The 24046-nt window shown below is 56.0% G+C and carries 23 protein-coding genes and 1 tRNA gene; 16 read left to right on the forward strand and 8 right to left on the reverse strand.

Annotated elements, in window-relative coordinates; all coding sequences use genetic code 11:
* Nucleotides 1-147: 147 nt before the first annotated feature.
* On the forward strand, nt 148-765 hold the full coding sequence (locus ACT3IC_RS09040; protein ID WP_103177699.1) for a trimeric intracellular cation channel family protein: 618 nt from the start codon (nt 148-150) through the stop codon (nt 763-765).
* Here the strand turns inward: ACT3IC_RS09040 and ligB are convergent.
* Entirely contained in the window at nt 762-2432 is a 1671-nt protein-coding gene (gene ligB / locus ACT3IC_RS09045; RefSeq protein ID WP_473477192.1) for an NAD-dependent DNA ligase LigB, read from the reverse strand. The genes ACT3IC_RS09040 and ligB overlap by 4 nt on opposite strands.
* 250 nt (nt 2433-2682) lie before the next feature.
* Between ligB and gmk the strand changes: the two genes are divergently transcribed.
* Genes gmk through recG form a run of 5 tightly spaced genes read left to right on the forward strand, consistent with a single transcriptional unit; the run spans nt 2683 to nt 8546 of the window.
* Nucleotides 2683-3306 (forward strand): guanylate kinase, encoded by a 624-nt coding sequence (gene gmk / locus ACT3IC_RS09050; RefSeq protein WP_103177697.1) that lies wholly within the window; start codon nt 2683-2685, stop codon nt 3304-3306.
* A gap of 54 nt (nt 3307-3360) precedes the next feature.
* Nucleotides 3361-3636, forward strand: coding sequence for a DNA-directed RNA polymerase subunit omega (rpoZ, locus tag ACT3IC_RS09055; RefSeq protein WP_039030179.1), 276 nt, complete (start codon nt 3361-3363; stop codon nt 3634-3636).
* A gap of 19 nt (nt 3637-3655) precedes the next feature.
* Nucleotides 3656-5767 (forward strand): bifunctional GTP diphosphokinase/guanosine-3',5'-bis pyrophosphate 3'-pyrophosphohydrolase, encoded by a 2112-nt coding sequence (gene spoT, locus ACT3IC_RS09060; RefSeq protein WP_103177696.1) that lies wholly within the window; start codon nt 3656-3658, stop codon nt 5765-5767.
* Nucleotides 5768-5771: 4 nt separating this feature from the next.
* A complete protein-coding gene (gene trmH / locus ACT3IC_RS09065; RefSeq protein WP_159340416.1) occupies nt 5772-6461 on the forward strand; it encodes a tRNA (guanosine(18)-2'-O)-methyltransferase TrmH in 690 nt (229 codons plus the stop codon).
* A 3-nt stretch (nt 6462-6464) separates the two neighbouring features.
* On the forward strand, nt 6465-8546 hold the full coding sequence (gene recG, locus ACT3IC_RS09070) for an ATP-dependent DNA helicase RecG (RefSeq protein ID WP_159340417.1): 2082 nt from the start codon (nt 6465-6467) through the stop codon (nt 8544-8546).
* Here recG and gltS read toward each other — a convergent pair whose 3' ends face one another.
* Nucleotides 8547-9749, reverse strand: a complete 1203-nt coding sequence (gltS, locus tag ACT3IC_RS09075; protein ID WP_156653678.1) for a sodium/glutamate symporter — start codon at nt 9747-9749, stop codon at nt 8547-8549. It abuts the gene before it with no gap.
* 225 nt (nt 9750-9974) lie between these two features.
* Between gltS and ACT3IC_RS09080 the strand changes: the two genes are divergently transcribed.
* Together ACT3IC_RS09080 and ACT3IC_RS09085 are read left to right on the forward strand one after the other, a co-directional pair.
* Nucleotides 9975-11366 (forward strand): nucleobase:cation symporter-2 family protein, encoded by a 1392-nt coding sequence (locus ACT3IC_RS09080; RefSeq protein ID WP_159340418.1) that lies wholly within the window; start codon nt 9975-9977, stop codon nt 11364-11366.
* Nucleotides 11367-11485: 119 nt separating this feature from the next.
* On the forward strand, nt 11486-13186 hold the full coding sequence (locus ACT3IC_RS09085; RefSeq protein WP_473477198.1) for an AsmA family protein: 1701 nt from the start codon (nt 11486-11488) through the stop codon (nt 13184-13186).
* A gap of 456 nt (nt 13187-13642) precedes the next feature.
* Here the strand turns inward: ACT3IC_RS09085 and yicI are convergent, their stop codons facing one another.
* Together yicI and ACT3IC_RS09095 are read right to left on the reverse strand one after the other, a co-directional pair.
* Nucleotides 13643-15961, reverse strand: a complete 2319-nt coding sequence (yicI, locus tag ACT3IC_RS09090) for an alpha-xylosidase (RefSeq protein WP_473477201.1) — start codon at nt 15959-15961, stop codon at nt 13643-13645.
* A 12-nt stretch (nt 15962-15973) separates the two neighbouring features.
* Complete coding sequence (locus ACT3IC_RS09095) at nt 15974-17368, reverse strand: glycoside-pentoside-hexuronide family transporter (protein ID WP_473477204.1); 1395 nt, start codon at nt 17366-17368, stop codon at nt 15974-15976.
* A 282-nt stretch (nt 17369-17650) separates the two neighbouring features.
* On the opposite strand from ACT3IC_RS09095, the gene ACT3IC_RS09100 reads away from it, so the two are divergent.
* Nucleotides 17651-17745 (forward strand) — tRNA-Sec (locus tag ACT3IC_RS09100).
* A 359-nt stretch (nt 17746-18104) separates the two neighbouring features.
* Here the strand turns inward: ACT3IC_RS09100 and ACT3IC_RS09105 are convergent.
* A complete protein-coding gene (locus ACT3IC_RS09105) occupies nt 18105-18275 on the reverse strand; it encodes a hypothetical protein (protein ID WP_164725120.1) in 171 nt (56 codons plus the stop codon).
* Between the two features lie 179 nt (nt 18276-18454).
* On the opposite strand from ACT3IC_RS09105, the gene ACT3IC_RS09110 reads away from it, so the two are divergent.
* Complete coding sequence (locus ACT3IC_RS09110) at nt 18455-19312, forward strand: BrxR family transcriptional regulator (RefSeq protein WP_473477207.1); 858 nt, start codon at nt 18455-18457, stop codon at nt 19310-19312.
* 13 nt (nt 19313-19325) lie between these two features.
* On the opposite strand, the gene ACT3IC_RS09115 is transcribed toward ACT3IC_RS09110, so the two are convergent.
* A complete protein-coding gene (locus ACT3IC_RS09115) occupies nt 19326-19517 on the reverse strand; it encodes a toxin-antitoxin system HicB family antitoxin (RefSeq protein ID WP_263950099.1) in 192 nt (63 codons plus the stop codon).
* Between the two features lie 124 nt (nt 19518-19641).
* Here ACT3IC_RS09115 and ACT3IC_RS09120 point away from each other — a divergent pair, with 124 nt between their 5' ends.
* Nucleotides 19642-19929, forward strand: coding sequence for a SymE family type I addiction module toxin (locus tag ACT3IC_RS09120; RefSeq protein WP_473477210.1), 288 nt, complete (start codon nt 19642-19644; stop codon nt 19927-19929).
* A 238-nt stretch (nt 19930-20167) separates the two neighbouring features.
* On the forward strand, nt 20168-20779 hold the full coding sequence (locus tag ACT3IC_RS09125; RefSeq protein WP_473477213.1) for a hypothetical protein: 612 nt from the start codon (nt 20168-20170) through the stop codon (nt 20777-20779).
* A 72-nt stretch (nt 20780-20851) separates the two neighbouring features.
* Here ACT3IC_RS09125 and ACT3IC_RS09130 read toward each other — a convergent pair whose 3' ends face one another.
* Nucleotides 20852-21289: an acetyltransferase gene (locus ACT3IC_RS09130; RefSeq protein ID WP_263950102.1), complete on the reverse strand. Its 438-nt coding sequence runs from the start codon at nt 21287-21289 to the stop codon at nt 20852-20854.
* A 110-nt stretch (nt 21290-21399) separates the two neighbouring features.
* Here ACT3IC_RS09130 and ACT3IC_RS09135 point away from each other — a divergent pair, with 110 nt between their 5' ends.
* Together ACT3IC_RS09135 and ACT3IC_RS09140 are read left to right on the forward strand one after the other, a co-directional pair.
* Nucleotides 21400-21750 (forward strand): type II toxin-antitoxin system RelE/ParE family toxin, encoded by a 351-nt coding sequence (locus tag ACT3IC_RS09135; RefSeq protein ID WP_103177685.1) that lies wholly within the window; start codon nt 21400-21402, stop codon nt 21748-21750.
* Entirely contained in the window at nt 21747-22046 is a 300-nt protein-coding gene (locus tag ACT3IC_RS09140) for a helix-turn-helix domain-containing protein (protein ID WP_103177684.1), read from the forward strand. The genes ACT3IC_RS09135 and ACT3IC_RS09140 overlap by 4 nt, the downstream gene beginning before the upstream one ends.
* A gap of 94 nt (nt 22047-22140) precedes the next feature.
* Here ACT3IC_RS09140 and ACT3IC_RS09145 read toward each other — a convergent pair whose 3' ends face one another.
* Nucleotides 22141-22665, reverse strand: coding sequence for a lipocalin family protein (locus ACT3IC_RS09145; RefSeq protein WP_103177683.1), 525 nt, complete (start codon nt 22663-22665; stop codon nt 22141-22143).
* Nucleotides 22666-22782: 117 nt separating this feature from the next.
* Here ACT3IC_RS09145 and ACT3IC_RS09150 point away from each other — a divergent pair, with 117 nt between their 5' ends.
* Together ACT3IC_RS09150 and uraH are read left to right on the forward strand one after the other, a co-directional pair.
* Complete coding sequence (locus ACT3IC_RS09150) at nt 22783-23511, forward strand: MerR family transcriptional regulator (RefSeq protein ID WP_473477218.1); 729 nt, start codon at nt 22783-22785, stop codon at nt 23509-23511.
* 96 nt (nt 23512-23607) lie between these two features.
* Complete coding sequence (uraH, locus tag ACT3IC_RS09155) at nt 23608-24018, forward strand: hydroxyisourate hydrolase (protein ID WP_114385495.1); 411 nt, start codon at nt 23608-23610, stop codon at nt 24016-24018.
* The last annotated feature ends 28 nt before the right edge of the window (nt 24019-24046 follow it).

Below are 24046 nucleotides of genomic sequence, written 5' to 3' on the forward strand. Positions count from 1 at the left end.
GCAATATCTATGTTAAAAACAGGTAATAGCCCTCTTTAAGCCAAAGTGGCATTAGATAATCTAATGCATATTCGATCGCACAAGAAAATCTAAATCGTGAGCCAGAGCACAAAACGTTACCCTGACGCTCTTATTTCTGGGGGTAACATGCTGCTGCATATCCTGTATCTGATCGGTATCACCGCTGAAGCCATGACCGGCGCCCTCGCCGCCGGACGTCGTCGTATGGACACCTTCGGCGTCATTATTATTGCCACTGCCACGGCGCTGGGTGGCGGCTCCGTTCGGGATATCCTGCTGGGCCACTATCCGCTCGGCTGGGTCCAACATCCTGAGTATGTGATTATTGTGGCCGTCGCCGCCGTGTTGACCACCATTGCCGCCCCGGTTATGCCCCATCTGCGCCGTCTGTTTCTGGTGCTGGATGCCCTCGGCCTGATCGTCTTCTCCATTATTGGCGCCCAGGTCGCGCTGGATATGGGCCAGGGCCCGGTGATCGCCACTATCGCGGCGGTGATCACCGGCGTCTTTGGCGGCGTGCTGCGCGATATGTTCTGTAAACGCATCCCGCTGGTCTTTCAGAAAGAACTCTACGCTGGCGTCTCTTTCGCCTCCGCCGTGCTCTATGTCGCTTTGCAGCATTACGTGAGCAATCAGGATGTGGTGATCATCTCCACGCTCTTATTTGGCTTTACCGCCCGCATGCTGGCGCTGCGTCTGAAACTGGGATTACCCGTTTTTTATTACACCCACGATAGTCACTAAAAGCCCTCTACGCCCTGTTCACCCAGCCAGGAAGCCAGGGCGTTAACGGTGGGATGATGAACAAAATCCACCAGCCTGTGCGCCTTTTCCGGGCCGATGCCCGGCACCTGATGCCAGCGTAACGCATCTCTCTCCAGTAACTGCTGCCACTGCCGATCGCTAAGCGCGCGCAGGGCCCTTCGCGGCAGGGGAACGCCAAGCGCATCCAGCCAGCGGGTAAAAGGCTGACGGCGAACCAGATTGAATTGATGCCAGAGCCGCAGGCCCCGCTCTGACGTTATGCCGGGTGTGTGTTGCAACTGCTCCTGACTGAGCGCCAGCCAGGAAAAGAGATGTTCAAAGTGGTGCGCCTGATGCAGCGTCTGCCAGCCAGCCTCACCCAGCCCGGCGATATTTAACACCGACGACGAACTCAGCCACTTCAGCCGGGCCATAAACTGCCCGTGGCACTCCGGCGTGGCATAAAAACAGGTGAGCGGGGTAAAACGCCTTTCTGGCGGCACGGGTTTGCGGCGGTCACTCCCCCGCCAGACAACGTTATCCACGCGCGGGATCCCCTGCCCGGCCAGACTAATTTGGATCTGATCCCCCGGCGCAATATCCAGCGCCTGCCAGCGTCCCACTGACCCGAGGTTTACGCGCTGCACCTGCTTATCATCAAGCTGTACGGGCTCCAGGATGGCAACCACCGCGATCCTGCCGGTACGCCCCACGGTGAAATTGATGGCCCGAACTTCGGCAACCCGGGCGACCGGCGCATATTTCCACGCCACGACCCAACTGCCCTCGCCGGGAAGCCAGCGGTGACCCGGAGGCTCCTGCGCCGAGCGGATGATGACCCCATCGGTCACAAACGGCAGGGGCGATGTAAACCAGCGTTCGCGTATTTTTTCTGCTGACTCCAGCGAACTGACTTTATGCGTCCATAACCCGGTAAGGGTGAACCCTGCCTGGGTTAATGCCTGTAGCCGTTCAGGCATCGAGGCGGGGCCGTCCGGCCATGCCCAGATGAAAATACCGATCTTATCCAGCCCTGCGCCGGTATCGTGTCGCATCATCGTCCCGGCGACTTTTGCCCGCGCATTCATCCCACCCATCTGCTTCTGGATATGGTTATCGCGCAGTAAAAAGAGCTCCCCCTGCAACACGCTGTTGGCAAGCGGGCCTTTTACCTGCCCGGGAACCGAGGCGATGCGTTTTACTTTCTCCGTCCAGTCTTCGCCTTTAAGTCCGTCGCCACGGCTGGTGGCCTGCACCAGTTGACCCTGGCGGTAGACCAGCGTGACCGCCACACCATCCACTTTTGGCTGGATCCAGAGATCGCGACGCGACTGCATCCACTGGCGGAGCGCTGTTTTATCGGCTATCTTCGCGACTCCAGTGTGGCCGACCGGGTGCCTGACCGAACCACCCGCAGCCACCGGTACGTCTGCCGCCTGTTCGTCGCCAAAGCAGTGCCGCCACTGTTTAAGCCTTGCCGCCAGCTGGTCATAGACTTCGTCGTTGACGTCGCTGGTGCCCTGTTGCCAGTACGCCTTATCCCAGCGTGCTATTTGCGCGCTGAGCCTGGCTATCTCCTGCTCTGCCTGGGTAGGCGACCAGACCGGGCATATCGCCTGACCGGCACTGCTCCAGATTGCTAACAGCACGCTAAAATATCGCCACATCGTCACTCCTCCCTGTTTTGCAGGGGGTATAACGCGAAGCACAGCCGCAGGCGAGAGGCAAAAAACGACTTTACGAGGCAATCTCAGAATTAAATCTTTGTTGCAGCAAACGCCCCATAAAACCGGAAAAAGGTACGCAAAAATCAACCGGAATGCGGAAAAAGTGTGACAAAGGCTACGTCACGAAGCGGCGACGTGTATAATAAGCCCGTATGTAGGACTTCAACGCTATCAACATACAAAGACTCTCATGGCTCAAGGCACGCTTTATATTGTTTCTGCCCCAAGTGGCGCGGGTAAATCCAGCCTGATTCAGGCGCTGTTAAAAACCCAACCGTTGTACGATACGCAGGTTTCTGTTTCTCACACCACGCGCGCGCCGCGTCCGGGTGAAGTACACGGTGAACACTATTTCTTTGTCGATCACGATGAATTCAGAACGATGATTGGCAGAGATGCGTTTCTTGAACACGCTGAGGTCTTCGGTAACTATTACGGCACCTCGCGTGAAACCATCGAGCAAGTGCTGTCGACCGGCGTAAACGTATTCCTGGATATCGACTGGCAGGGCGCGCAGCAGATTCGCCAGAAAATGCCCGATTCACGCAGCATTTTTATTTTGCCGCCATCGAAAGATGAGCTGGATCGCCGTCTCCGTGGCCGCGGCCAGGATAGCGAAGAGGTTATCGCAAAACGTATGGCCCAGGCAGTTGCGGAAATGAGCCATTACGCCGAATATGATTACCTGATTGTGAATGATGATTTTGACGCCGCCCTGAGCGATCTCAAAACTATCCTTCGCGCCGAACGTCTGCGTATGAGCCGCCAGAAGCAGCGACATGACGCATTAATCACCAAACTGTTGGCAGACTGAACCCACATTCAGTATCATGCCCAGTCATTTCTTCATCTGTGGAGCATTTTAAGTATGGCACGCGTAACTGTTCAGGACGCTGTAGAGAAAATTGGTAACCGTTTTGACCTGGTGCTGGTCGCCGCGCGTCGCGCTCGTCAGATGCAGTCAGGCGGTAAAGATCCACTGGTACCGGAAGAAAACGATAAAACTACCGTTATCGCACTGCGCGAAATCGAAGAAGGCCTGATCAACAGCCAGATCCTCGATGTTCGTGAGCGCCAGGAGCAGCAAGAGCAGGAAGCCGCAGAACTGCAGGCCGTTACCGCCATTGCTGAAGGTCGTCGTTAATTAAACCTGCGGGTCGCCCTTGTATCTGTTTGAAAGCCTGAATCAACTGATTCAAACCTACCTGCCGGTAGATCAGATTAAACGTCTCCAGCAGGCGTATCTCGTTGCACGTGACGCTCACGAGGGTCAGACACGTTCAAGCGGTGAACCCTATATCACGCACCCGGTAGCGGTGGCCTGTATTCTGGCCGAGATGAAACTCGACTATGAAACACTGATGGCCGCCCTGCTGCATGACGTGATCGAAGACACCCCTGCCACCTACCAGGATATGGAACAGCTGTTTGGCAAAAGCGTTGCCGAACTAGTGGAAGGGGTCTCTAAGCTTGACAAGCTGAATTTCCGCGACAAGAAAGAGGCGCAGGCCGAAAACTTTCGCAAGATGATCATGGCGATGGTGCAGGATATCCGCGTCATTCTGATCAAACTTGCCGACCGTACCCACAATATGCGCACGCTGGGCTCGCTTCGCCCGGACAAACGTCGCCGTATTGCCCGTGAAACCCTCGAAATCTACAGCCCACTGGCGCACCGTTTAGGTATTCATCACATTAAAACCGAGCTGGAAGAGCTGGGTTTTGAAGCGTTGTACCCGAACCGCTTCCGTGTGATCAAAGAGGTGGTGAAAGCCGCGCGTGGCAACCGTAAAGAGATGATTCAGAAGATCCTCTCGGAAATCGAAGGGCGTTTGCAGGAAGCCGGTATTCCCTGTCGCGTCAGCGGTCGCGAAAAGCATTTGTACTCTATCTACTGCAAAATGGTGCTTAAAGAGCAGCGTTTTCACTCGATCATGGATATCTACGCCTTCCGCGTGATCGTTCATGACGCCGACACCTGTTATCGCGTGCTCGGTCAGATGCACAGCCTCTATAAGCCGCGTCCGGGCCGAATGAAAGACTATATCGCCATTCCAAAAGCGAACGGATATCAGTCTCTGCACACCTCGATGATTGGCCCGCACGGCGTGCCGGTTGAGGTGCAAATTCGTACCGAAGATATGGATCAGATGGCGGAGATGGGTGTTGCCGCGCACTGGGCCTACAAAGAGCACGGCGAAACCAGCACTACCGCGCAAATCCGCGCCCAGCGCTGGATGCAGAGCCTGCTGGAGCTGCAACAGAGCGCCGGTAGCTCGTTTGAATTCATCGAGAGCGTTAAATCCGATCTCTTCCCGGATGAGATTTACGTTTTCACACCAGAAGGGCGCATTGTCGAGCTGCCTGCTGGTGCCACGCCGGTCGACTTCGCCTACGCCGTGCATACCGATATCGGTCATGCCTGCGTGGGGGCACGCGTCGACAGGCAGCCGTATCCGCTGTCACAGCCGTTGACCAGTGGCCAGACGGTAGAAATCATTACCGCCCCAGGCGCGCGTCCGAACGCGGCGTGGCTCAACTTCGTCGTGAGCTCGAAAGCGCGCGCCAAGATCCGTCAGCTGCTGAAGAACCTCAAACGCGATGACTCCGTCAGCCTGGGTCGTCGTCTGCTCAACCATGCGTTGGGGGGTAGCCGCAAGCTGGCTGAGATCCCGAAAGAGAGCATTCAGCACGAGCTGGAGCGTATGAAGCTCGCCTCGCTTGATGACCTGCTGGCAGAGATCGGTCTTGGCAACGCGATGAGCGTGGTGGTGGCGAAGAACCTGCAGCAGGGTGAAACCTCGGTGCCGCAGCCGTCATCAACCAGCCACGGTCATCTGCCGATCAAGGGCGCCGACGGCGTACTGATCACCTTTGCCAAGTGCTGCCGCCCTATCCCTGGCGATCCGATTATCGCCCACGTCAGCCCGGGTAAAGGTCTGGTTATCCATCACGAATCCTGTCGTAACATCCGCGGCTATCAGAAAGAGCCAGAGAAGTTTATGGCGGTCGAGTGGGATAAAGAGACCGAGCAGGAATTTATCACCGAGATCAAGGTAGATATGTTCAACCACCAGGGCGCGCTGGCGAACCTGACCGCGGCGATCAATACCGCCTCTTCGAATATTCATAGCCTGAATACCGAAGAGAAGGATGGCCGGGTCTACAGCGCCTTTATTCGTCTGACCGCGCGTGACCGTGTGCATCTGGCGAATATCATGCGTAAAATCCGCGTGATGGCTGACGTCATTAAAGTCACCCGTAACCGAAACTAGTTTTATGAACTCAACGCGTTATGCCCGGATCTGCGAAATGCTCGCCAGGCGTCAGCCCGATCTGACGGTGTGCATGGAGCAGGTGCATAAACCTCATAACGTTGCTGCTATCGTTCGTACCGCTGATGCCGTCGGCGTGCATGAAGTGCACGCCGTCTGGAAGGGGACGCGGATGCGTCCTATGGCCTCGGCTGCCGCAGGCAGCAACAGCTGGGTACAGGTCAAAGCCCACGACACTATTGGCGAAGCCATTTCGCATCTGAAAGGGCGCGGCATGCAGATTCTGGCGACCCACCTTTCCGACAAAGCCGTCGATTTCCGTGAAATTGATTACACCCGCCCGACCTGCATTCTGATGGGTCAGGAGAAGACGGGGATCACCCAGGAAGCCTTAGATCTGGCGGATCAGGACATCATCATTCCGATGATCGGCATGGTGCAGTCGCTGAACGTCTCCGTGGCCTCCGCCCTCATTCTGTATGAAGCCCAGCGTCAGCGGCAAAATGCCGGGATGTACAAACGCGAGAACAGTATGCTGCCGGACGATGAGCAGCAGCGCCTGCTGTTTGAAGGCGGTTATCCGGTGCTGGCCAGAGTGGCGAAGCAGAAAAAATTACCGTACCCCCACGTGAATCTGCAGGGCGAGATTGAAGCCGATGCGACGTGGTGGGCGACGATGCAGGCGGCGAAGTAAATTATGCAGGGCCGTCTGCTGGATGCTGTGCCGCTCAATTCCCTGACGGGTGTTGGCGCAGCCCAGAGCAGCAAACTGGCGAAAATTGGCCTGCATACCGTGCAGGATCTCCTCCTGCACCTCCCCCTGCGTTACGAAGACCGCACTCAGCTTTACCAGATTGGTGAACTCCTGCCTGGCATTTACGCCACCGTTGAAGGCGAAGTCCTGAACTGCAACATCACCTTCGGCGGTCGCCGGATGATGACCTGCCAGATCAGCGACGGCTCCGGCATCCTGACGATGCGCTTTTTTAACTTCAATGCGGCAATGAAAAACAGCCTCGCCACTGGACGACGGGTGCTGGCCTATGGCGAAGCCAAACGCGGGAAATATGGCGCGGAGATGATCCACCCGGAGTACCGCGTGCAGGGCGATCTCAGCACGCCGGAGATGCAGGAGACGCTGACGCCGGTCTATCCGACCACCGAAGGCGTTAAGCAGGCGACGCTGCGCAAGCTGACCGATCAGGCGCTGGAGCTGCTGGACACCTGTGCCATTGCCGAACTTCTGCCGCCGGAGCTGGCGCAGGGGATGATGAGCCTGCCGGATGCGTTGCGTACTCTCCATCGCCCGCCGCCCTCACTGCTGTTGAGCGATTTAGAGAGCGGGCAACACCCGGCGCAGCGACGTCTTATTCTCGAAGAGCTACTGGCGCACAACCTGAGCATGCTGGCGCTGCGCGCCGGGGCACAGCGTTTTCACGCCCTGCCGCTCCCGGCCCGTAACGATTTAAAAGAGAGGCTTCTGGCCTCGCTGCCGTTTAAACCCACCGGGGCGCAGGCCCGCGTCACCGCCGAGATCGAGCATGATATGGCGCTGGACGTACCGATGATGCGCCTGGTGCAGGGCGACGTAGGCTCGGGCAAAACGCTGGTGGCCGCCCTGGCCGCATTACGCGCCATTGCCCACGGCAGACAGGTCGCCCTGATGGCGCCTACCGAACTGCTGGCCGAACAGCACGCCAACAATTTCCGCGCCTGGTTTGCACCGCTCGGCGTGGAGGTGGGCTGGCTTGCCGGTAAACAAAAAGGTAAAGCGCGACAGGCACAGCAGGAGGCGATTGCCAGCGGTCAGGTGCAGATGATTGTCGGCACCCATGCCATCTTCCAGGAACAGGTGCAGTTCCACGGTCTGGCGCTGGTGATTATCGACGAGCAGCACCGTTTTGGTGTGCATCAGCGTCTGGCGCTGTGGGAGAAAGGTCTCCAGCAGGGTTATCATCCGCACCAGCTGATCATGACCGCCACGCCCATTCCCCGCACCCTGGCGATGACCGCCTATGCCGATCTCGATACCTCCGTTATCGACGAGCTGCCCCCGGGCCGCACGCCGGTGACCACCGTCGCCATCCCGGATACGCGCCGCAGCGACATCATCGATCGGGTGCGCAACGCCTGCCTGCAGGAAGGGCGTCAGGCCTACTGGGTCTGTACCCTGATTGAAGAGTCCGATCTGCTGGAAGCGCAGGCGGCAGAAGCCACGTGGGAAGAGTTAAAGCTGGCCCTGCCGGAGCTGAACGTCGGGCTGGTGCATGGCCGGATGAAACCTGCGGAAAAACAGGCGGTGATGCAGGCCTTCAAGCAGGGCGAACTGCATCTGCTGATTGCCACCACGGTGATTGAAGTGGGGGTGGACGTGCCTAACGCCAGCCTGATGATCATCGAAAACCCGGAACGTCTGGGTCTGGCGCAGCTGCACCAGCTGCGTGGCCGCGTCGGACGTGGCGCGGTGGCCTCGCACTGCGTATTGCTCTATAAAGCCCCGCTGTCGAAAACAGCGCAAAAACGTTTGCAGGTGTTACGCGACAGCAATGACGGCTTTGTGATTGCGCAACAGGATCTGGAGATCCGTGGGCCGGGAGAGTTGCTCGGCACCCGTCAGACCGGTAACGCCGAGTTTAAAGTAGCAGATTTGATGCGCGATCAGGGCATGATCCCCGAAGTTCAGCGTCTGGCACGCCATATTCATGAACGCTACCCCGAACAGGCGGCAGCGTTAATCGATCGCTGGATGCCAGAGACCGGGCGTTACTCGAACGCCTGATCAGCCGAAGATAGGCAGCATCAGATAGAGCTTAATCACGATCGCGTTGACGATATCAATAAAGAACGCCCCCACCATCGGCACCACCAGAAACGCCATATGCGACGGACCGAAACGCTCGGTAATGGCCTGCATGTTGGCGATCGCCGTCGGCGTGGCCCCCAGACCAAAGCCGCAATGGCCGGCCGCCAGCACCGCCGCATCGTAGTTTTTACCCATCATCCGCCAGGTAACGAACATGGCGTACAGCGCCATAAACAGGGCCTGCACGATCAGGATCGCCAGCATTGGCAGCGCAAGCGAGGCCAGCTCCCACAGCTTCAGGCTCATCAGCGCCATCGCCAGGAACAGCGACAGGCAGACGTTGCCCAACACCGACACCGCCCGCTCAAAGACGCGATAAAAGCCCATCAGGGCCAGGCCGTTGCTGAGGATCACCCCCACAAACAATACGCAGACAAAGACCGGCAGCTCCAGCACGGTGCCAGCCAGCAATTGCGCAATCACCTTGCCCACCGTCAGGCAGATGGCGATCAGGGCGATGGTTTCAATCAGCACCAGGGAGGTGATCATGCGTCCGACGTCCGGCTTTTCAAATGCCGATGGCGTCAACTCATCGTCCGGGCAGCCATTCGGGTTGGTGGAGCGCTTCACCAGAAAGCGCGCGACCGGTCCGCCGATCAGGCCGCCCAACACCAGCCCGAAGGTGGCGCAGGCCATTGCCACTTCGGTGGCATTCTGGAAGCCATAGCGTTCAACAAACAGCTTGCTCCAGGCCGCGCCGGTACCGTGACCGCCCGACAGGGTAATCGAACCGGCCAGCAGGCCCATCAGTGGGTCCAGCCCCAGCAGCGACGCCATGCCGATGCCGATGGCGTTCTGCATCACCAGCAGACCGACCACCACAATTAAGAACACCCCAAGCACCTTCCCGCCTGCCCGCAGGCTGGAGAGGTTGGCGTTCAGGCCGATAGTGGCGAAAAAGGCCAGCATCAGCGGGTCTTTTAAGGTCATATCAAAGTTGATTTCCCAGCCCATGCTTTTTTTCAGCACCAGCAGCGCGATGGCGGCCAGCAATCCGCCCGCAACGGGCTCCGGGATGGTGTATTTTCTGAGGAAGGGAACGCTGTGAACCAGTTTACGGCCAAGCAGTAAAACGAGAGTTGCCGCAACGAGGGTCGACAACGTATCGAGATGAATCATAGTGGGCTCCTTTTAAGGCACGTGCTCCATCAACATGCGCGTTTTCCTGTAACGTTTGCGTGTTATAAGCGCAATCGGGAGCAGGAGTGTAATGAACTTTGCCGCATCAGGACAGAAAAAGCCGTCCTGGACGGGTGAATTTATCAACGTTTTTTGTTAGCAATCGTTTGCTTTTCTCATCCACTCGGCTAAAATGCCCGCTTTTCCTCCAGGGGTTTGCAGCAGATGTCCGTTAACGCCATTGAACAGCAGGATGCGCAACCGATTGCGCAGACGCAAAACAGTGAACTGATTTACCGTCTTGAAGACCGTCCGCCGCTGGCGCAGACCTTGTTTGCCGCCTGTCAGCATCTGCTGGCGATGTTTGTTGCCGTTATTACCCCCGCTCTGCTGATCTGCCAGGCTCTCGGTTTACCGGCGCAGGACACCCAGCACATTATCAGCATGTCACTGTTTGCCTCGGGCGTGGCCTCCATCATTCAGATTAAAGCCTGGGGGCCGGTGGGCTCCGGTCTGCTGTCGATTCAGGGTACCAGCTTTAACTTTGTTGCCCCGCTGATCATGGGCGGTACAGCGCTGAAAACCGGCGGCGCGGATGTGCCTACCATGATGGCGGCGCTGTTCGGCACCCTGATGCTGGCAAGCTGCACCGAGATGGTGATCTCCCGCGTTCTGCACCTGGCGCGCCGCATTATTACCCCGCTGGTCTCCGGCGTAGTGGTGATGATTATCGGCCTGTCGCTGATTCAGGTGGGTCTGACCTCCATCGGCGGCGGCTACGCGGCGATGAACGACCACACCTTCGGCGCCCCGAAAAACCTGCTGCTGGCGGGCATCGTGCTGGCGATCATTATTCTGCTTAACCGTCAGCGTAACCCGTACCTGCGCGTCGCCTCGCTGGTGATCGCCATGGCGGCAGGCTACCTGGCCGCCTGGGCGATGGGCATGCTGCCGCAGTCTGTTGCGCCGACCGACAGCCCGCTGATCATGGTGCCGACGCCGCTCTACTACGGCCTGGGCATTGACTGGAGCCTGCTGCTGCCGCTGATGCTGGTGTTTATGATCACCTCGCTGGAAACCATCGGCGACATTACCGCGACCTCTGACGTCTCTGAGCAGCCGGTCTCTGGCCCGCTGTATATGAAGCGCCTGAAAGGCGGCGTGCTGGCAAACGGTCTGAACTCGTTTGTCTCCGCCGTGTTCAACACCTTCCCGAACTCCTGCTTCGGCCAGAACAACGGCGTGATCCAGCTGACCGGCGTTGCCAGCCGCTACGTGGGCTTTGTCGTGGCGCTGATGCTGGTTTTACTGGGCCTGTTCCCTGCGGTGAGCGGCTTTGTGCAGCACATTCCTGAGCCGGTCCTGGGCGGCGCAACGCTGGTGATGTTTGGCACCATCGCGGCATCGGGGGTGCGTATCGTCTCCCGCGAGCCGCTGAACCGCCGCGCTATCATGATCATCGCCCTGTCGCTGGCGGTGGGTCTGGGTGTTTCTCAGCAGCCGCTGATCCTGCAGTTTGCCCCGGACTGGGTGAAGAACCTGCTCTCTTCCGGCATCGCCGCCGGTGGGATCACCGCTATCGTCCTGAACCTGATTTTCCCGCCAGAAAAGAACTGATCTCCCTTTACGGCAGCAGGCAACTGCTGCCGTGACACGTAATTACACCATTCCCGCCTTGAGCATTGCGTATAAATCGTGCATAACTCCTTTATGTTCGTTTTACGTGATGGAAGACCATGAAATTTATTGGAAAGCTTCTCGTCGGTATTCTGGCCGTTCTGCTTATTGCGATCCTCGCGCTCTATATCCTTGTACAAACGCGCTGGGGCGCAGCGCACGTCAGCAGCTGGATCACGGTAAACACCGATTACGAACTCAATTTCGACCTGATGGATCACCGTTTCTCGTCGCCCACGCACCTGGTGCTGAAAAACGTCACATTCGGGCGCGACGGCCAACCCGCGACGCTGGTCGCCAAAATGGTGGATATCGGCGTGAGCAGCCGTCAGCTCACCGATCCGCTGCACATGGATACCATCACCCTGTTTGACGGCACGCTGAACCTCTCGCCCCAGACTGCCCCGCTCCCCTTCCAGGCCGATCGCCTGCTGCTGAACAACATGGCGTTTAACAGCCCGAACACTGAATGGGATCTCAGCGCCCAGAAGGTGACCGGCGGCGTGCGCCCCTGGGACCCCGAAGCGGGCAACGTGCTGGGGAAAAAAGCGCAGATCCAGATCAGCGCCGGGTCGCTGACGCTGAACGGCGTCCCGGCCAGCAACGTGCTGATTGAAGGTGAACTGAACGGTAAAGAGGTGGTGCTGACCACCATCGGCGCAGATATGGCCCGGGGCTCGCTCACCGGCACCGCGCGTCGCGACGCCAACGGCGGCTGGAAGGTGGACAACATGCGCCTGAATGAGATCCGCCTGCAGAGTGATAAATCCCTGTCCGACTTTTTTGCCCCGATTACTACCCTGCCATCGTTGCAGATTGGCCGCCTCGACGTGACCGACGCCCGTCTGCAGGGGCCGGACTGGGCGGTGACCGATCTTGATTTAAGCCTGCGCAACCTGACCCTCAGCCAGGGCGACTGGCAAAGCGAGGATGGCCGCCTGTCGATGAACGCCAGTGAGTTTATCTACGGTTCACTGCATCTGTTCGATCCCATCCTGAACGCTGAATTCTCCCCGCAAGGGATCGCCCTGCGCCAGTTCACCTCACGCTGGGAAGGCGGGATGGTACGCACCTCCGGCAACTGGTTGCGCAGCGGTAAAGCCCTGGTGCTGGATGATGTCGCCGTCGCCGGGCTGGAATACACCCTGCCGGAAAACTGGAAAACACAGTGGATGACGACCCTGCCGGAGTGGCTGCACAGCGTCACGCTGCGCAAATTCGGCCTGAGCCGTAACCTGGTGATCGATGTCGACGCCGCCTTCCCGTGGCAGATCACCGCGCTCGACGGCTATGGCACCAACCTGCAACTGGCGAAAGATCGCGAGTGGGGGGTCTGGTCAGGCACTGCCACCCTGAACGGTGCGGCCGCCACCTTTAATCGCGTGGACGTGCGCCGTCCGTCGCTGTCGCTTACCGCCAACGCCTCGACGATTGCCATCAATGAACTGAGCGCCTTTACCGAGAAAGGGATCCTGGAAGCGAAGGCCAGCGTATCGCAGACCCCGGTGCGCCAGACTACCGTTAATCTGACCGGGCGCGGCGTGCCGTTGAACATTATCCAGCAGTGGGGCTGGCCAGCGCTGCCGGTGTCCGGCGACGGCAATCTTCAGCTCACCGCCAGCGGCAACGTGCAGAAAGATTCCCCGTTAAAACCGACGGTTAACGGCAAGCTGAATGCGGTAAATATGGATAAGCAACAGGTGACCCAGACGATGACGGGCGGGGCGGTAAATACGGTGGCACCACCACCCGCACCATAATGTGGGCCCGGTAAGCGTAGCGCCGCCGGGCATCAGACCGCACTGCATTGCCGGGTGACGGCTTCGCCTTACCCGGCCTACAAAACCCACAGCCTGCACGATCCGTAGGCCCGGTAAGCGCAGCGCCACCGGGCATCAGACCACGCTGCATTGCCGGGTGGCGGCTCCGCCTTACCCGGCCTACAAAACCCACAGCCTGCGCGATCCGTAGGCCCGGCAAGCAACGCGCCGCCGGGCATCAGACCGCACTGCATTGCCGGGTGGCGGCTTCGCCTTACCCGGCCTACAAAACCCACAGCATGCACGACCCGTAGGCCCGGCAAGCGCAGCGCCGCCGGGCATCAGAGCGCGCTGCATTGCCGGGTGGCGGCTTCGCCTTACCCGGCCTACACAACCCACAGCCTGCGCGATCCGTAGGCCCGGCAAGCAACGCGCCACCGGGCTTTTCCAGACAACTCAGAGGTGAACCACCACCTCATCCCCTTCGGCTTTCACCACCACGCCCCACTCGCTACCGATGTGAGATGCGCCTTTCACGCCGCTAATCTGCGGCACATTGCGCAGGCAGACCGTCCAGTTCCGCGCCTCGCCGCTCCCTTTCAGGGTGACGGCATCGCCGCTGCGCGTCGCGGTCAGGGTAAAGGCCACGGCACCGTTCGCCGCAGGAACTTCGCTTACCGCCGTGGCGCCATCGGCCAGGTTAAACAGCTGGAAGGCGGTGCCTTCGTTCCAGGCGTAGTCCGGTTTCTGGTCGTTGTTACCCAGCGCCAGCAGGGTGTTGTCGCGCACGTAGACCGGCAGGCTCTTGAAATCGTGCTGCTGTTTGTGCCAGCGGCTGCCCTGCAATTCGTCGTTATGCCACAGGTGCGTCCAGCGCCCTTCCGGCAGGTAAAACTGCACGTCGCCCGCCTCGCTGAATACCGGCGCCACCATCACCGCATCGCCCAGCATATACTGGCGGTCGAGATAGTCGCAGGCCGGATCGTCCGGGAACTCGAGCATCATCGCCCGCAGCATCGGCGTGCCGAACTCGCGGGCCAGCGCCGCCTGACGATAAAGGTACGGCATCATCCGGCATTTCAGCTGGGTAAAGTGGCGCACCACATCACAGGACTCGTCATCATACGCCCACGGCACCCGGTAGGATTTGCTGCCATGCAGGCGGCTGTGGCTGGAGAGCAGCCCGAACGCGCACCAGCGTTTGTAGACGTGCGCCGGGGCGGTGTTTTCGAACCCGCCGATATCGTGGCTCCAGAACCCGAATCCGGAGAGCCCGATCGACAGCCCGCCGCGCAGGCTTTCGGCCATCGATTCATAGTTGGCGTAGCAGTCGCCGCCCCAGTGAACCGGGAACTGTTGCGCCCCCACCGAGGCCGAGCGAGCAAACAGCACCGCCTCTTCCTCGCCCACCGTCTCTTTCAGCACGTTCCACACCAGTTCGTTATAGATGTAGGCGTAATGGTTGTGCATTTTCTGCGGATCGGAACCGTCGAACCACTGCACGTCGGTCGGAATGCGCTCGCCAAAGTCGGTTTTAAAGCAGTCGACGCCGATATCCACCAGGCCTTTCAGCTTGTCGGCGTACCAGGCACAAGCCTCCGGATTGGTGAAGTCGTAGATCGCCAACCCCGGCTGCCATTTATCCCACTGCCACAGGGAGCCATCCGGACGTTTCAGCAGATAGCCCTTCTCTTTCAGTTCTTTAAATACCGTGGATTTCTGCCCGATGTAGGGGTTGATCCACACGCAGACCTTGAGCCCTTTCTCCTTCAGGCGGCGGATCATCCCTTCCGGGTCCGGGAAGGTAACCGGGTCCCACTCAAAGTCGCACCACTGGAAGGCCTTCATCCAGAAGCAGTCGAAGTGGAAGACGTGCAGGGGCAGGTCGCGCTCCGCCATGCCGTCGATAAAGCTGTTCACCGTCGCTTCGTCGTAGTTGGTGGTGAACGAGGTGGTGAGCCACAGCCCGAACGACCACGCTGGCGGCAGCGCCGGACGCCCGGTGAACTGCGTATAGCGATTGAGCACCTCTTTCGGCGTCGGGCCGTCGATGACGAAGTACTCCAGATATTCACCCTCGACGCTAAACTGCACTTTCGACACCTTCTCGGAGCCGATTTCAAAGGAGACGTTTTCCGGGTGATTCACCAGCACGCCGTAGCCGCGGTTGGTGAGGTAGAACGGGATATTTTTGTACGACTGCTCGGTGCTGGTGCCGCCGTCGCGGTTCCAGGTTTCGACCGTCTGGCCGTTGCGCACCAGGGCGGTAAAGCGCTCGCCCAGGCCATAGACGGTTTCACCCACGCCCAGATCCAGACGCTCAAACATGTAGTTGCGATCGGTATTGCCGTCCTGCACGTAACCGTTGTTTTTCAGCTGGCTGCCGGTGATGCGTTGTCCGTTGCGGAAGAAATCCAGCGACCAGAACTCGCCTTTGGTGACGCGCACGCTGATGTTGCCGCTTTTCAGCTCAGCAAACTCCGCGTTGTTTTCAATCTGCACGTTAACGTCTTTCAGGACGTTGAGCGGGTAGTGCGGGCCGTTATTCAGCGCCCCCTGGAAGTGCTCGATACGCACCCCGACAATCCCCTCCTGCGGCGCAAACAGGCGCACGGTGAACATCAGGGTGTCGAGCTGCCAGGTGCGCTCGCGCACGTCGCGTGGCGCCACATAGACCACCAGGTCGTTGCCCTGCTGCTCCACATCGAATACCTGAACCGGATAGGTCACGTTCAGACCCGGTTGAATTAGCCAGTTTCCATCACTGATTTTCATGCTTTCGTCCTCTTAGTTCTGCAATTCTTTGCTGACCGGCAGGGTGTTAAATTCCTGCTCGTTACGTCGCGCGCCCTGCGCCAGATCGTTCATGATTTTGACCAGGAATGGCGTCTTCAGGCTGTAGTAGCGTTTGGCAATCACCGCGCTCAGCAGGTAGCAAGCGGCGGGTACCAGGGTAAACAGGGCGATGATAATGCTGATGGTGGCGCTGTTCTGGGTTTTGGCTGCGGCATCGTAGCCGCCGCCAGCCAGCATCCAGCCGATTAACGCCCCGCCCAGCGCCAGACCCAGCTTGAGCACGAAAAGCGTGCCCGCAAAGCTGATGCCGGTGAGGTGTTTGCCGTTGGTCCACTCGCCGTAATCGACGGTGTCGGACATCATCACCCACTGGATCGGGGTCACCAGCTGGTGCAGGACGCCAATCACGAAGATAAAGCCGAACATGGTGATGCTGGCCTGCATCGGCACGAAGAACATCGCCACGCTCGCCACCGCCAGCAGGGCATTGGTCCACCAGAAGACGCTGACCTTGCACTTCCAGTCGGTAAGCGGTTTCGCCAGTGCGGAGCCAATCAGGTTGCCGACGCAGTAGGTGGTGAGGAAGGCGACAAACAGTTCTGGCGAGCCCATGATCCAGGTGACGTAATACATCATCGCCCCGCCGCGCACGCAGACCGCCAGAATGTTGAGGATGGTAAGCAGCCCGACGATGCGCCACTGGTCGTTCTTCCAGATGTCGCGCAGATCTTCGCGCATGGAGGTGGTGCTCGGCGGCACCTGGATGCGCTCTTTGGTGGTGAAGAAGCAGAACGCCAGCATCAGGAACGCTACCACCGACAGCACCGCGATACCGCCCTGGAAGCCGAGTGCCTTATTCTCGCCACCAATCATATTCACCAGCGGCATCATCAGCACCGTGGAGAGCATGCCTCCCGCCGTCGCCAGCACAAAGCGCCAGGACTGGAGGGAGATACGCTGCGTCGGGTCGTTGGTGATCACCCCACCCAGGGCGCAGTACGGGATGTTGACCACGGTATAGAGCACGGTCAGTAGGGTGTAAGTGACGGCAGCGTAGATCATTTTGCCGTTCAGGCTGAGGTCCGGCGTGGTGTAGGCCAGCACGCAGACCAGACCAAACGGGATCGCCCCGAACAGTATCCACGGGCGGAACTTACCCCAACGGCTGCGGGTGCGGTCGGCTATCAGCCCCATGCAGGGGTCGGAGACTGCATCCAGCGCACGCGCCAGCAGGAACATGGTGCCGACAAACCCGGCGGGGATACCGAAGATATCGGTATAGAAAAACATCATGTAGAGCATAACGTTGTCGAAAATGATGTGACTTGCGGCGTCACCCATGCCGTAACCAATTTTCTCTTTGACGGATAAGACTTCGCTTTTCATTGTTTTTCCTTCACGCGTAGGGCGCTGAGACCGGTTACATTTTTTGTAAACCATTCACCCACGGGCAGGTATTGCGTTTTCTGGTTACTTTTTTACGTTTCTTGTTTTTTGTGATCGCGGTAAAAGTGCGGGCGCGGAAAATGTAAGCTGAGGATTTTCTTAAGGTTTACGCTGGAGGGATAACGCAGGTCAAAAAAGGGGTGAAATAAGTGAGGGAAAAGATGGGGTAAATGATTGAAAGTAGCTATAATGCGCCCCGCCTCCATGTAGCAATCGAGGCGCGGAAGATCGTCATCTCCGGTGAGGTGGCTGGACTTCAAATCCAGTTGGGGCCGCCAGCGGTCCTGGGCAGGTTCGACTCCTGTGATCTTCCGCCAATGCCTTCCTCTTTTAGAAATCTTTTTTATTTGAACAATAAAAAAGGAAGAGATTTCTCTCCTCCCTTTCTTAATACCTTAATGCGGCAATGAACGCCAATGTGCGCATACATGTTCAAAACGACCTAAGCGAAAACGGACGTAAGAGCAAACACGTACAATCTTTGAACGATTCATAAGAATCTCCCAACTGTGTTGGGGAGGGATCTCTGGATAAAATGGTGCTAAAAGAGTATAATTTTTTAGCTTTAGAATTATGCTCCGGGATGGAGACCTCCCGTATAGCATCCTCACTAAATGTGTTCCACCACTTTAGTGACTAGCACCACAAGTAGCCGTTATCGTTCCACCGGTAACGGCTATTTTTCTTTTCGGACTCCTTTAAACGGAGTTTTGTCCGCTTTCACATCCATAAAACGCCCAGTTTCTGTATCACGTTTGACCCAATGACCGCTTGGGGTTTGACACTGGCTCCGTTCACGCACAGCACCGATTCGCTTGCCATCACCGTATGGTTTGTTAACTGCCATTCTCATTTCCTCAACATAGTGACTTTTTATCATTATTTAGGATTATACCTAGGATCCATGAAGGATCAAGCGAAAGTTAGATCATTTTGATAGCATCTATAGCATCAATCTGATCTTTGTTCTATCATGAATACTATATGTAGTATTGCTTTAGCATAACACGTCCTACGGAGGGTAGCATGAATCCGATATCAGCTTTTATACCACATGACAGTGATCGACTTAGATACATTGAGTTTTCCTTAATATATAAAGGCGAGGTGTCCCGGTCTTCATTAATGGAGGCGTTTAATATCAAAGAAGCATCGGCTACAAGAGATATAAATAAATATATCGAGATTACTGAAAGTAAAAACAGTTACTTCGATTCAAAGACAAAAAAACATATTATAAACGATGAGAGTTTTTCTCCTTACTATAATTTAAGTGATATTGATATTCTTTGCTGGATAAAAGCTGAGAAAATAGAAAAAACAGACATTAACTATGTATATAGATGTCAACGTCTTAATATACCTAGCAAAGAAGCATTTGCTCCAATAACTAGAGCCATTACTCAAAAAAAGAAAGTAGAAATTGAATATCTCTCTATTACAAGTGGGCCATCAAAGAGAATTATTACCCCCCATAGTCTTTTCGATGATGGCTTAAAAATATATGTACGTGCTTATGATAGCAAATACAAGAAATTCATTAGCTTTTCACCATCGAGAATAACTAAAGCTAACCTAATCAATGTAAATGCTGACAAAGGAGAGACTATAGGTGATGATCTAGAATGGAATAATATTCTTGAATTAGAAATTGTTCCACACCCAAGAATAAAATTCAAAGACACAATTGAATACGAATATAGAATGATTAGGGGTTCTTTATTTGTTAAAGTACGTGAAGCGACAGCAGGATTTTATCTTCGAGCATGGAATGTTGACTGCTCTTTTGACGCAATATTAAATTCTGATATCTACCAATTGCATCTAAAAAATCATGCTCAGTATGCAAAAAAAGATTTCATGTTTCTTGCTCCTACAGAATGAATCACATTTTTTACTAGCCTAAAGGCTTTATCCCTTTCGCACGTAAAGCCTCCCTCGCCAGCTCCTTCAACCAACTGGCGAGACTCACCCCTTCTTCCGCAGCCACAGCATCCAACTGTTCTTTCAATGCCGGATCAATACGCATTTTAAACTGCGGAGATTGCCCACCGCCTTTTGGTTTTTTTTCGCGCGCTATGATTGACATGGAGCCACCTATCCATCTAATCTGAACCATATAGGAGGCCACCTAAACCTCCAATTTTATCAACGCCCCAGTGTGCAGGAACACACGGTAGCGTCTAACCTCACCAACTATCAAGGAGTTGATTATGGCTGATTCGCATTCTACCCCAGACACCACCGCAACCGGAACTGAGCGTACATTAATTGTGGGATATCGCCCGCAAGGTCTCGATCGCAGTACGCCAAATCTGATCCTTTCCGGCAAATGGCTGCGTGCGGCGGGATTTGATACCGGAGATAAAGTCACAGTGAAAGTCATGGATGGCTGCATCGTTGTGATGTCGCACAACCCGCATGAGAAGGCACTTCTCACCGAATTAAAGCAGGCGCAGCAGAAGCTGAGAGGGATTGAAGGGGCGCTGTCCATGGTGTAATCACAGGCTGATCACCTGATTCTTACTTAACCTGTAAGTCAGGCTTACAGTTTCGGCAGACGCGAAACCAAAGCAGATATGCAGTTGTTCAGCAAAACCGAACAACTGCCGCAGCCCGTAACCTTCATCTCAAACCCATCACCAGGCAAAAATCAGAATTTTATAAACAAAGACTGGCAAGCGGCCAGTAAGTAGCCCGGTATACTCACGACGATACAAATCAGAATGAGTGCCAGACATGAAAACAATAGCTAATGTCAAAATTAAATGCTTATCGTTCCTGACTCTTATATTACTTTCAGCCTGCCATCACGCTTTCGCGGCCAAAATGACAGGCTTTGCGGAGCAATATTACCGGGATGACCTCTATTCCCAAGAAGTTGTATCACAACAGCCTATCTCTCCCACCATTACTATCGGCAACAAAGCCATACAAATGGAGGCGACTTCCCTGACGGATATTGCTGACATACCTATTCAGACAGACAGCTCTGCTCGCTGGCTCTGCCTGCATTCACAAGACGGCGTAAATTATTGGTTCATTTCCGATAATGAAATGGGGAGGGGGTTACTCACTGCTATTGCGATAGCTAAAGACGGCAATCATAAAGAGTGTGTGGCATCGCCAGAATCCATTCGCGTTTCCATAGGGAAGATATCTTTGCTTGATACCACTCGTCAGGATATCGCTCAGTCATTTGGAAATAATGAGGTTATAAAAAAGGAGGCTGTTCTTTTCTATCAGGATACCCCCGTTCAGGAGGGATTTACCCAAAGCAATACCGTCTCTTATTCCTTCGACGGTGAGAAAGTGCGTGGCGTGATCGTGGGGCAAATTACGAGTAACTGATCGGCTTCAGGAAAGGGTTAAGGGGTTATTTCCCCTCCCCCCATAGGGGCGAAGGGGTAGTACGCGCTTTAATTAACCCTTATAGCGCATATGCAGCAGCGGAAACGGATTCCCCTGCCCGTCCCGCTCCGTTCGCCCGACCTGCTCAAACCCCATATAGCGATAAAACCCAACCCCCTGCGGGTTCTGCTCATTCACATCCACTTCATTGGCGCCAAAGTGTTCAATGGCGTGCCTCAGCAGCAGCGTGCCGACGCCTTTCCCCCGGCTCGCATCATCAACAAACAGCATTTCAATGCGGTTCTCATCCACACCTAAAAAGCCATGAATGACGCCGGTTTCATCCCGCGCAATAACAACGGTTAAGTTCGGTAAATAGGCGTTAAGCAATAACGGGCGTAATGTCGCGATATCGCTCTCCTGCAAAAAGTGGTGAGTGGCGCGAACGGAAGACTCCCAGATCGCGACAAGACGGTCAAATTGTGAGGGGAATGCGGATTCGATTTTCATGATGCGAGCATGGTCGAAAAACGAATCTACATCAAGCAACAGCACGTGCATTTATAAGTTGTAGCTTATACATTCCCTGGTATAAGCTACAACTTATCAAGGATGACAACATGTGGACGGTAATCTTAGGAGAAGTGTTTGAAGCGTGGCTGGAAGATCAAGAACAAGGCGTTCAGGAAAAGGTATTTGCAGCTCTCATAAACCTGCAAACCTATGGTCCCCGCCTTCCACGTCCCTATGCCGATACAGTCAGAGGCTCGCGACATAACAATATGAAAGAATTACGTATTCAATATTATGGCCGTCCGATTCGTGCATTTTTTGCTTTCGATCCCGTGCGTCAGGCTATTGTGCTTTGCGCAGGCGATAAAAGTCATGACAAAAAATTCTATGAACGACTCATTCGTATTGCAGATGATGAATTTTCGGCTCACCTGGCAGCAATGGAGACAAGAAATTGAAAACCTTGAATGAAGCGATCGCTTCGCGTTCCCCTGAAAGCCAAAAACGCATCAAAGAAATGGCCGACGAAATGATTCTGGAAACGGGCCTGCAAATGATGCGCGAGGAACTGAAACTATCGCAAAAACACGTTGCGGAAGTGATGGGCATCAGCCAGCCCGCTATCACCCAGCTTGAGCAGCGTGGCAATGAACTGAAAATCACCACGCTAAAACGCTATATCGAGGCGATGGGCGGTAAACTAAGCCTGGATGTTGAACTCCCGAACGGAAAACGCGTGGCGTTTCACATTTAGTCAATTCCTGGCGAGCCAGTCCTTTTTATCCCTCTCCCCACAGGAGAGGGCGGCATCTGCGGGTCCGCTTTTACCGCCCCGGTAAGCACGATATTTACTGCTTCACCCATACCAGCTGATCGACCCGGAAGCCCAGGCTGCGTGCGGTATTGAGGTAATCCTCTTTCACCGCGTCCGGAATGGTCGGGGTGCGCGACAGCAGCCACAGGTAGTCGCGGTTCGGGCCGCTGACCAGCGCGTACTGGTAGTTATCGTCCAGCTTGATGACGTTATACCCGCCGTAGAACGGGCCGAAGAACGAAACCTTCAGCGCGGCGGTGGTCGGCGCGCCGGTGAAGGAGGCTCTCCCCTCGCTCTCGTTCCACTTGCGTTTCACCGGATCGTATCCGCGGTTGATAACGCTGATCTGCCCGTCGCTGCGCTTGCCGTAGGTGGCGGTAACCTGCTCCAGACCACGTTCGAAGCGGTTTTCCAGGCGGGCGACTTCGTACCATTTGCCGAGATAGCGGCTGGCGTCAAAGTTGGTTATCGGCTGCACGCCTTTCGGCGGCGTAGGGGATTTACAGGCAACCAGGGTCAGCGCAATGGCGACACCGGTCACAACAGGCCATAGTTTCATGAGAGCTCCTTTCATTTGCGCGTCTGGATGTAAAGTGTAGTGCACCGCTCTGGTGCTTCATCCCGCAGGCAAATATTCGTAGTATATTGAGATTAATCCTTTCCTTCGGACGCAGACATGGCCTACTCCATCGGCGAATTCGCCAGACTCAGCGGGATCACCGCCACCACCCTGCGGGCGTGGCAGCGCCGCTACGGTTTACTCAAGCCGCAGCGCACGGAGGGCGGCCATCGCCAGTACAGCGAGGAGGATGTCCAACAGGCGCTGAAAATCCTCGACTGGGTGAAAAAAGGCGTCCCGATTGGCCAGGTGAAGCCGCTGCTGGAGCGCCCTGCTCCGAGCCGTACCAATAACTGGCAAACGCTGCAACAGAACATGCTGGACCGTCTGCAGGCGGGCAAAATCGAATCCCTGCGCCAGATGATTTACGATGCCGGCCGCGAGTACCCCCGGCCAGAGCTGGTCGCGAAGGTGTTACGCCCCCTGCGTAGCCAGGTCTCGGCGAACGTTCCCGCCGCCATGACCCTGCGCGAGATCCTCGATGGCATTATCATCGCCTATACCTCGTTTTGCCTTGAGGGCGATAAGAAAGCGCCGGGCGACAACCTTCTGCTCGGCGGCTGGCACCTGAACGACCCGTGCGAAATCTGGCTCGAAGCCTTAGCGCGCACCGGCCAGGGCCACCGTATCAACCTCCTGCCCATTCCCCCTGCCGCTCTGGCGCCGGAGATCTTCCCGGACCGCAAGTGGCTGTTGGTCACTAGCGGTAAGCTCAATGCCGCGCGCAAAAGGCAGGTTGAGCAATGGCAGCAGCAGGTTTCCCTTGAGGTGATTATCCTCCGATGATTTTCTCCTGCGGGAATTGTCACGAAAAGTTGAATATTTTCCCGCGCGGCAAATGCTAACGTTTTCCTGTGACTTACTACTCCACAGGAAAACCCAATGAAAAAAAGTGCCCCTCTGCTGATCCTGGCCTCTATGGCCTTTGCTCCTGTCGCCTTTAGCGCCCCTGTCGGTACGCTGAGCGTGCATATTCTTGACCAGCAAACCGGTACGCCGCCGCCGGGCGTCAGCGTCACGCTGGAAAAACAGCAGCAGGACAAATGGACCCCTGTTGCCAGCGGCAAAACCGACCAGGATGGCCGCATCAAGTCGCTCTATCCAGACGATCAGGACATGCAACCTGGCGTCTATAAAGTGACGTTTAAAACCGCAGAGTACTTCCAGGCGAATAAGCTGCAGTCATTCTTCCCGGAGATCCCGGTGCTGTTTACCGTGACCCGCACCAACGAGAAGCTGCACATCCCTCTGCTGCTCAGCCAGTACGGTTACTCGACCTATAAGGGCAGCTAAAAATCGTTGATATGTATACACATTAAAA

The organism is Leclercia sp. GHBNCSD, assembly GCF_055805075.1.

Excerpts from the sequence above, each read along its gene's own strand:
- ACT3IC_RS09040 (WP_103177699.1), top strand. The coding sequence starts at position 148 with ATGCTGCTGCATATCCTGTATCTGATCGGTATCACCGCTGAAGCCATG.
- ligB (WP_473477192.1), bottom strand. The coding sequence starts at position 2,432 with ATGTGGCGATATTTTAGCGTGCTGTTAGCAATCTGGAGCAGTGCCGGT.
- gmk (WP_103177697.1), top strand. The coding sequence starts at position 2,683 with ATGGCTCAAGGCACGCTTTATATTGTTTCTGCCCCAAGTGGCGCGGGT.
- rpoZ (WP_039030179.1), top strand. The coding sequence starts at position 3,361 with ATGGCACGCGTAACTGTTCAGGACGCTGTAGAGAAAATTGGTAACCGT.
- trmH (WP_159340416.1), top strand. The coding sequence starts at position 5,772 with ATGAACTCAACGCGTTATGCCCGGATCTGCGAAATGCTCGCCAGGCGT.
- recG (WP_159340417.1), top strand. The coding sequence starts at position 6,465 with ATGCAGGGCCGTCTGCTGGATGCTGTGCCGCTCAATTCCCTGACGGGT.
- gltS (WP_156653678.1), bottom strand. The coding sequence starts at position 9,749 with ATGATTCATCTCGATACGTTGTCGACCCTCGTTGCGGCAACTCTCGTT.
- ACT3IC_RS09080 (WP_159340418.1), top strand. The coding sequence starts at position 9,975 with ATGTCCGTTAACGCCATTGAACAGCAGGATGCGCAACCGATTGCGCAG.
- ACT3IC_RS09085 (WP_473477198.1), top strand. The coding sequence starts at position 11,486 with ATGAAATTTATTGGAAAGCTTCTCGTCGGTATTCTGGCCGTTCTGCTT.
- yicI (WP_473477201.1), bottom strand. The coding sequence starts at position 15,961 with ATGAAAATCAGTGATGGAAACTGGCTAATTCAACCGGGTCTGAACGTG.
- ACT3IC_RS09095 (WP_473477204.1), bottom strand. The coding sequence starts at position 17,368 with ATGAAAAGCGAAGTCTTATCCGTCAAAGAGAAAATTGGTTACGGCATG.
- ACT3IC_RS09105 (WP_164725120.1), bottom strand. The coding sequence starts at position 18,275 with ATGGCAGTTAACAAACCATACGGTGATGGCAAGCGAATCGGTGCTGTG.
- ACT3IC_RS09110 (WP_473477207.1), top strand. The coding sequence starts at position 18,455 with ATGAATCCGATATCAGCTTTTATACCACATGACAGTGATCGACTTAGA.
- ACT3IC_RS09115 (WP_263950099.1), bottom strand. The coding sequence starts at position 19,517 with ATGTCAATCATAGCGCGCGAAAAAAAACCAAAAGGCGGTGGGCAATCT.
- ACT3IC_RS09120 (WP_473477210.1), top strand. The coding sequence starts at position 19,642 with ATGGCTGATTCGCATTCTACCCCAGACACCACCGCAACCGGAACTGAG.
- ACT3IC_RS09125 (WP_473477213.1), top strand. The coding sequence starts at position 20,168 with ATGAAAACAATAGCTAATGTCAAAATTAAATGCTTATCGTTCCTGACT.
- ACT3IC_RS09130 (WP_263950102.1), bottom strand. The coding sequence starts at position 21,289 with ATGAAAATCGAATCCGCATTCCCCTCACAATTTGACCGTCTTGTCGCG.
- ACT3IC_RS09135 (WP_103177685.1), top strand. The coding sequence starts at position 21,400 with ATGTGGACGGTAATCTTAGGAGAAGTGTTTGAAGCGTGGCTGGAAGAT.
- ACT3IC_RS09145 (WP_103177683.1), bottom strand. The coding sequence starts at position 22,665 with ATGAAACTATGGCCTGTTGTGACCGGTGTCGCCATTGCGCTGACCCTG.
- ACT3IC_RS09150 (WP_473477218.1), top strand. The coding sequence starts at position 22,783 with ATGGCCTACTCCATCGGCGAATTCGCCAGACTCAGCGGGATCACCGCC.
- uraH (WP_114385495.1), top strand. The coding sequence starts at position 23,608 with ATGAAAAAAAGTGCCCCTCTGCTGATCCTGGCCTCTATGGCCTTTGCT.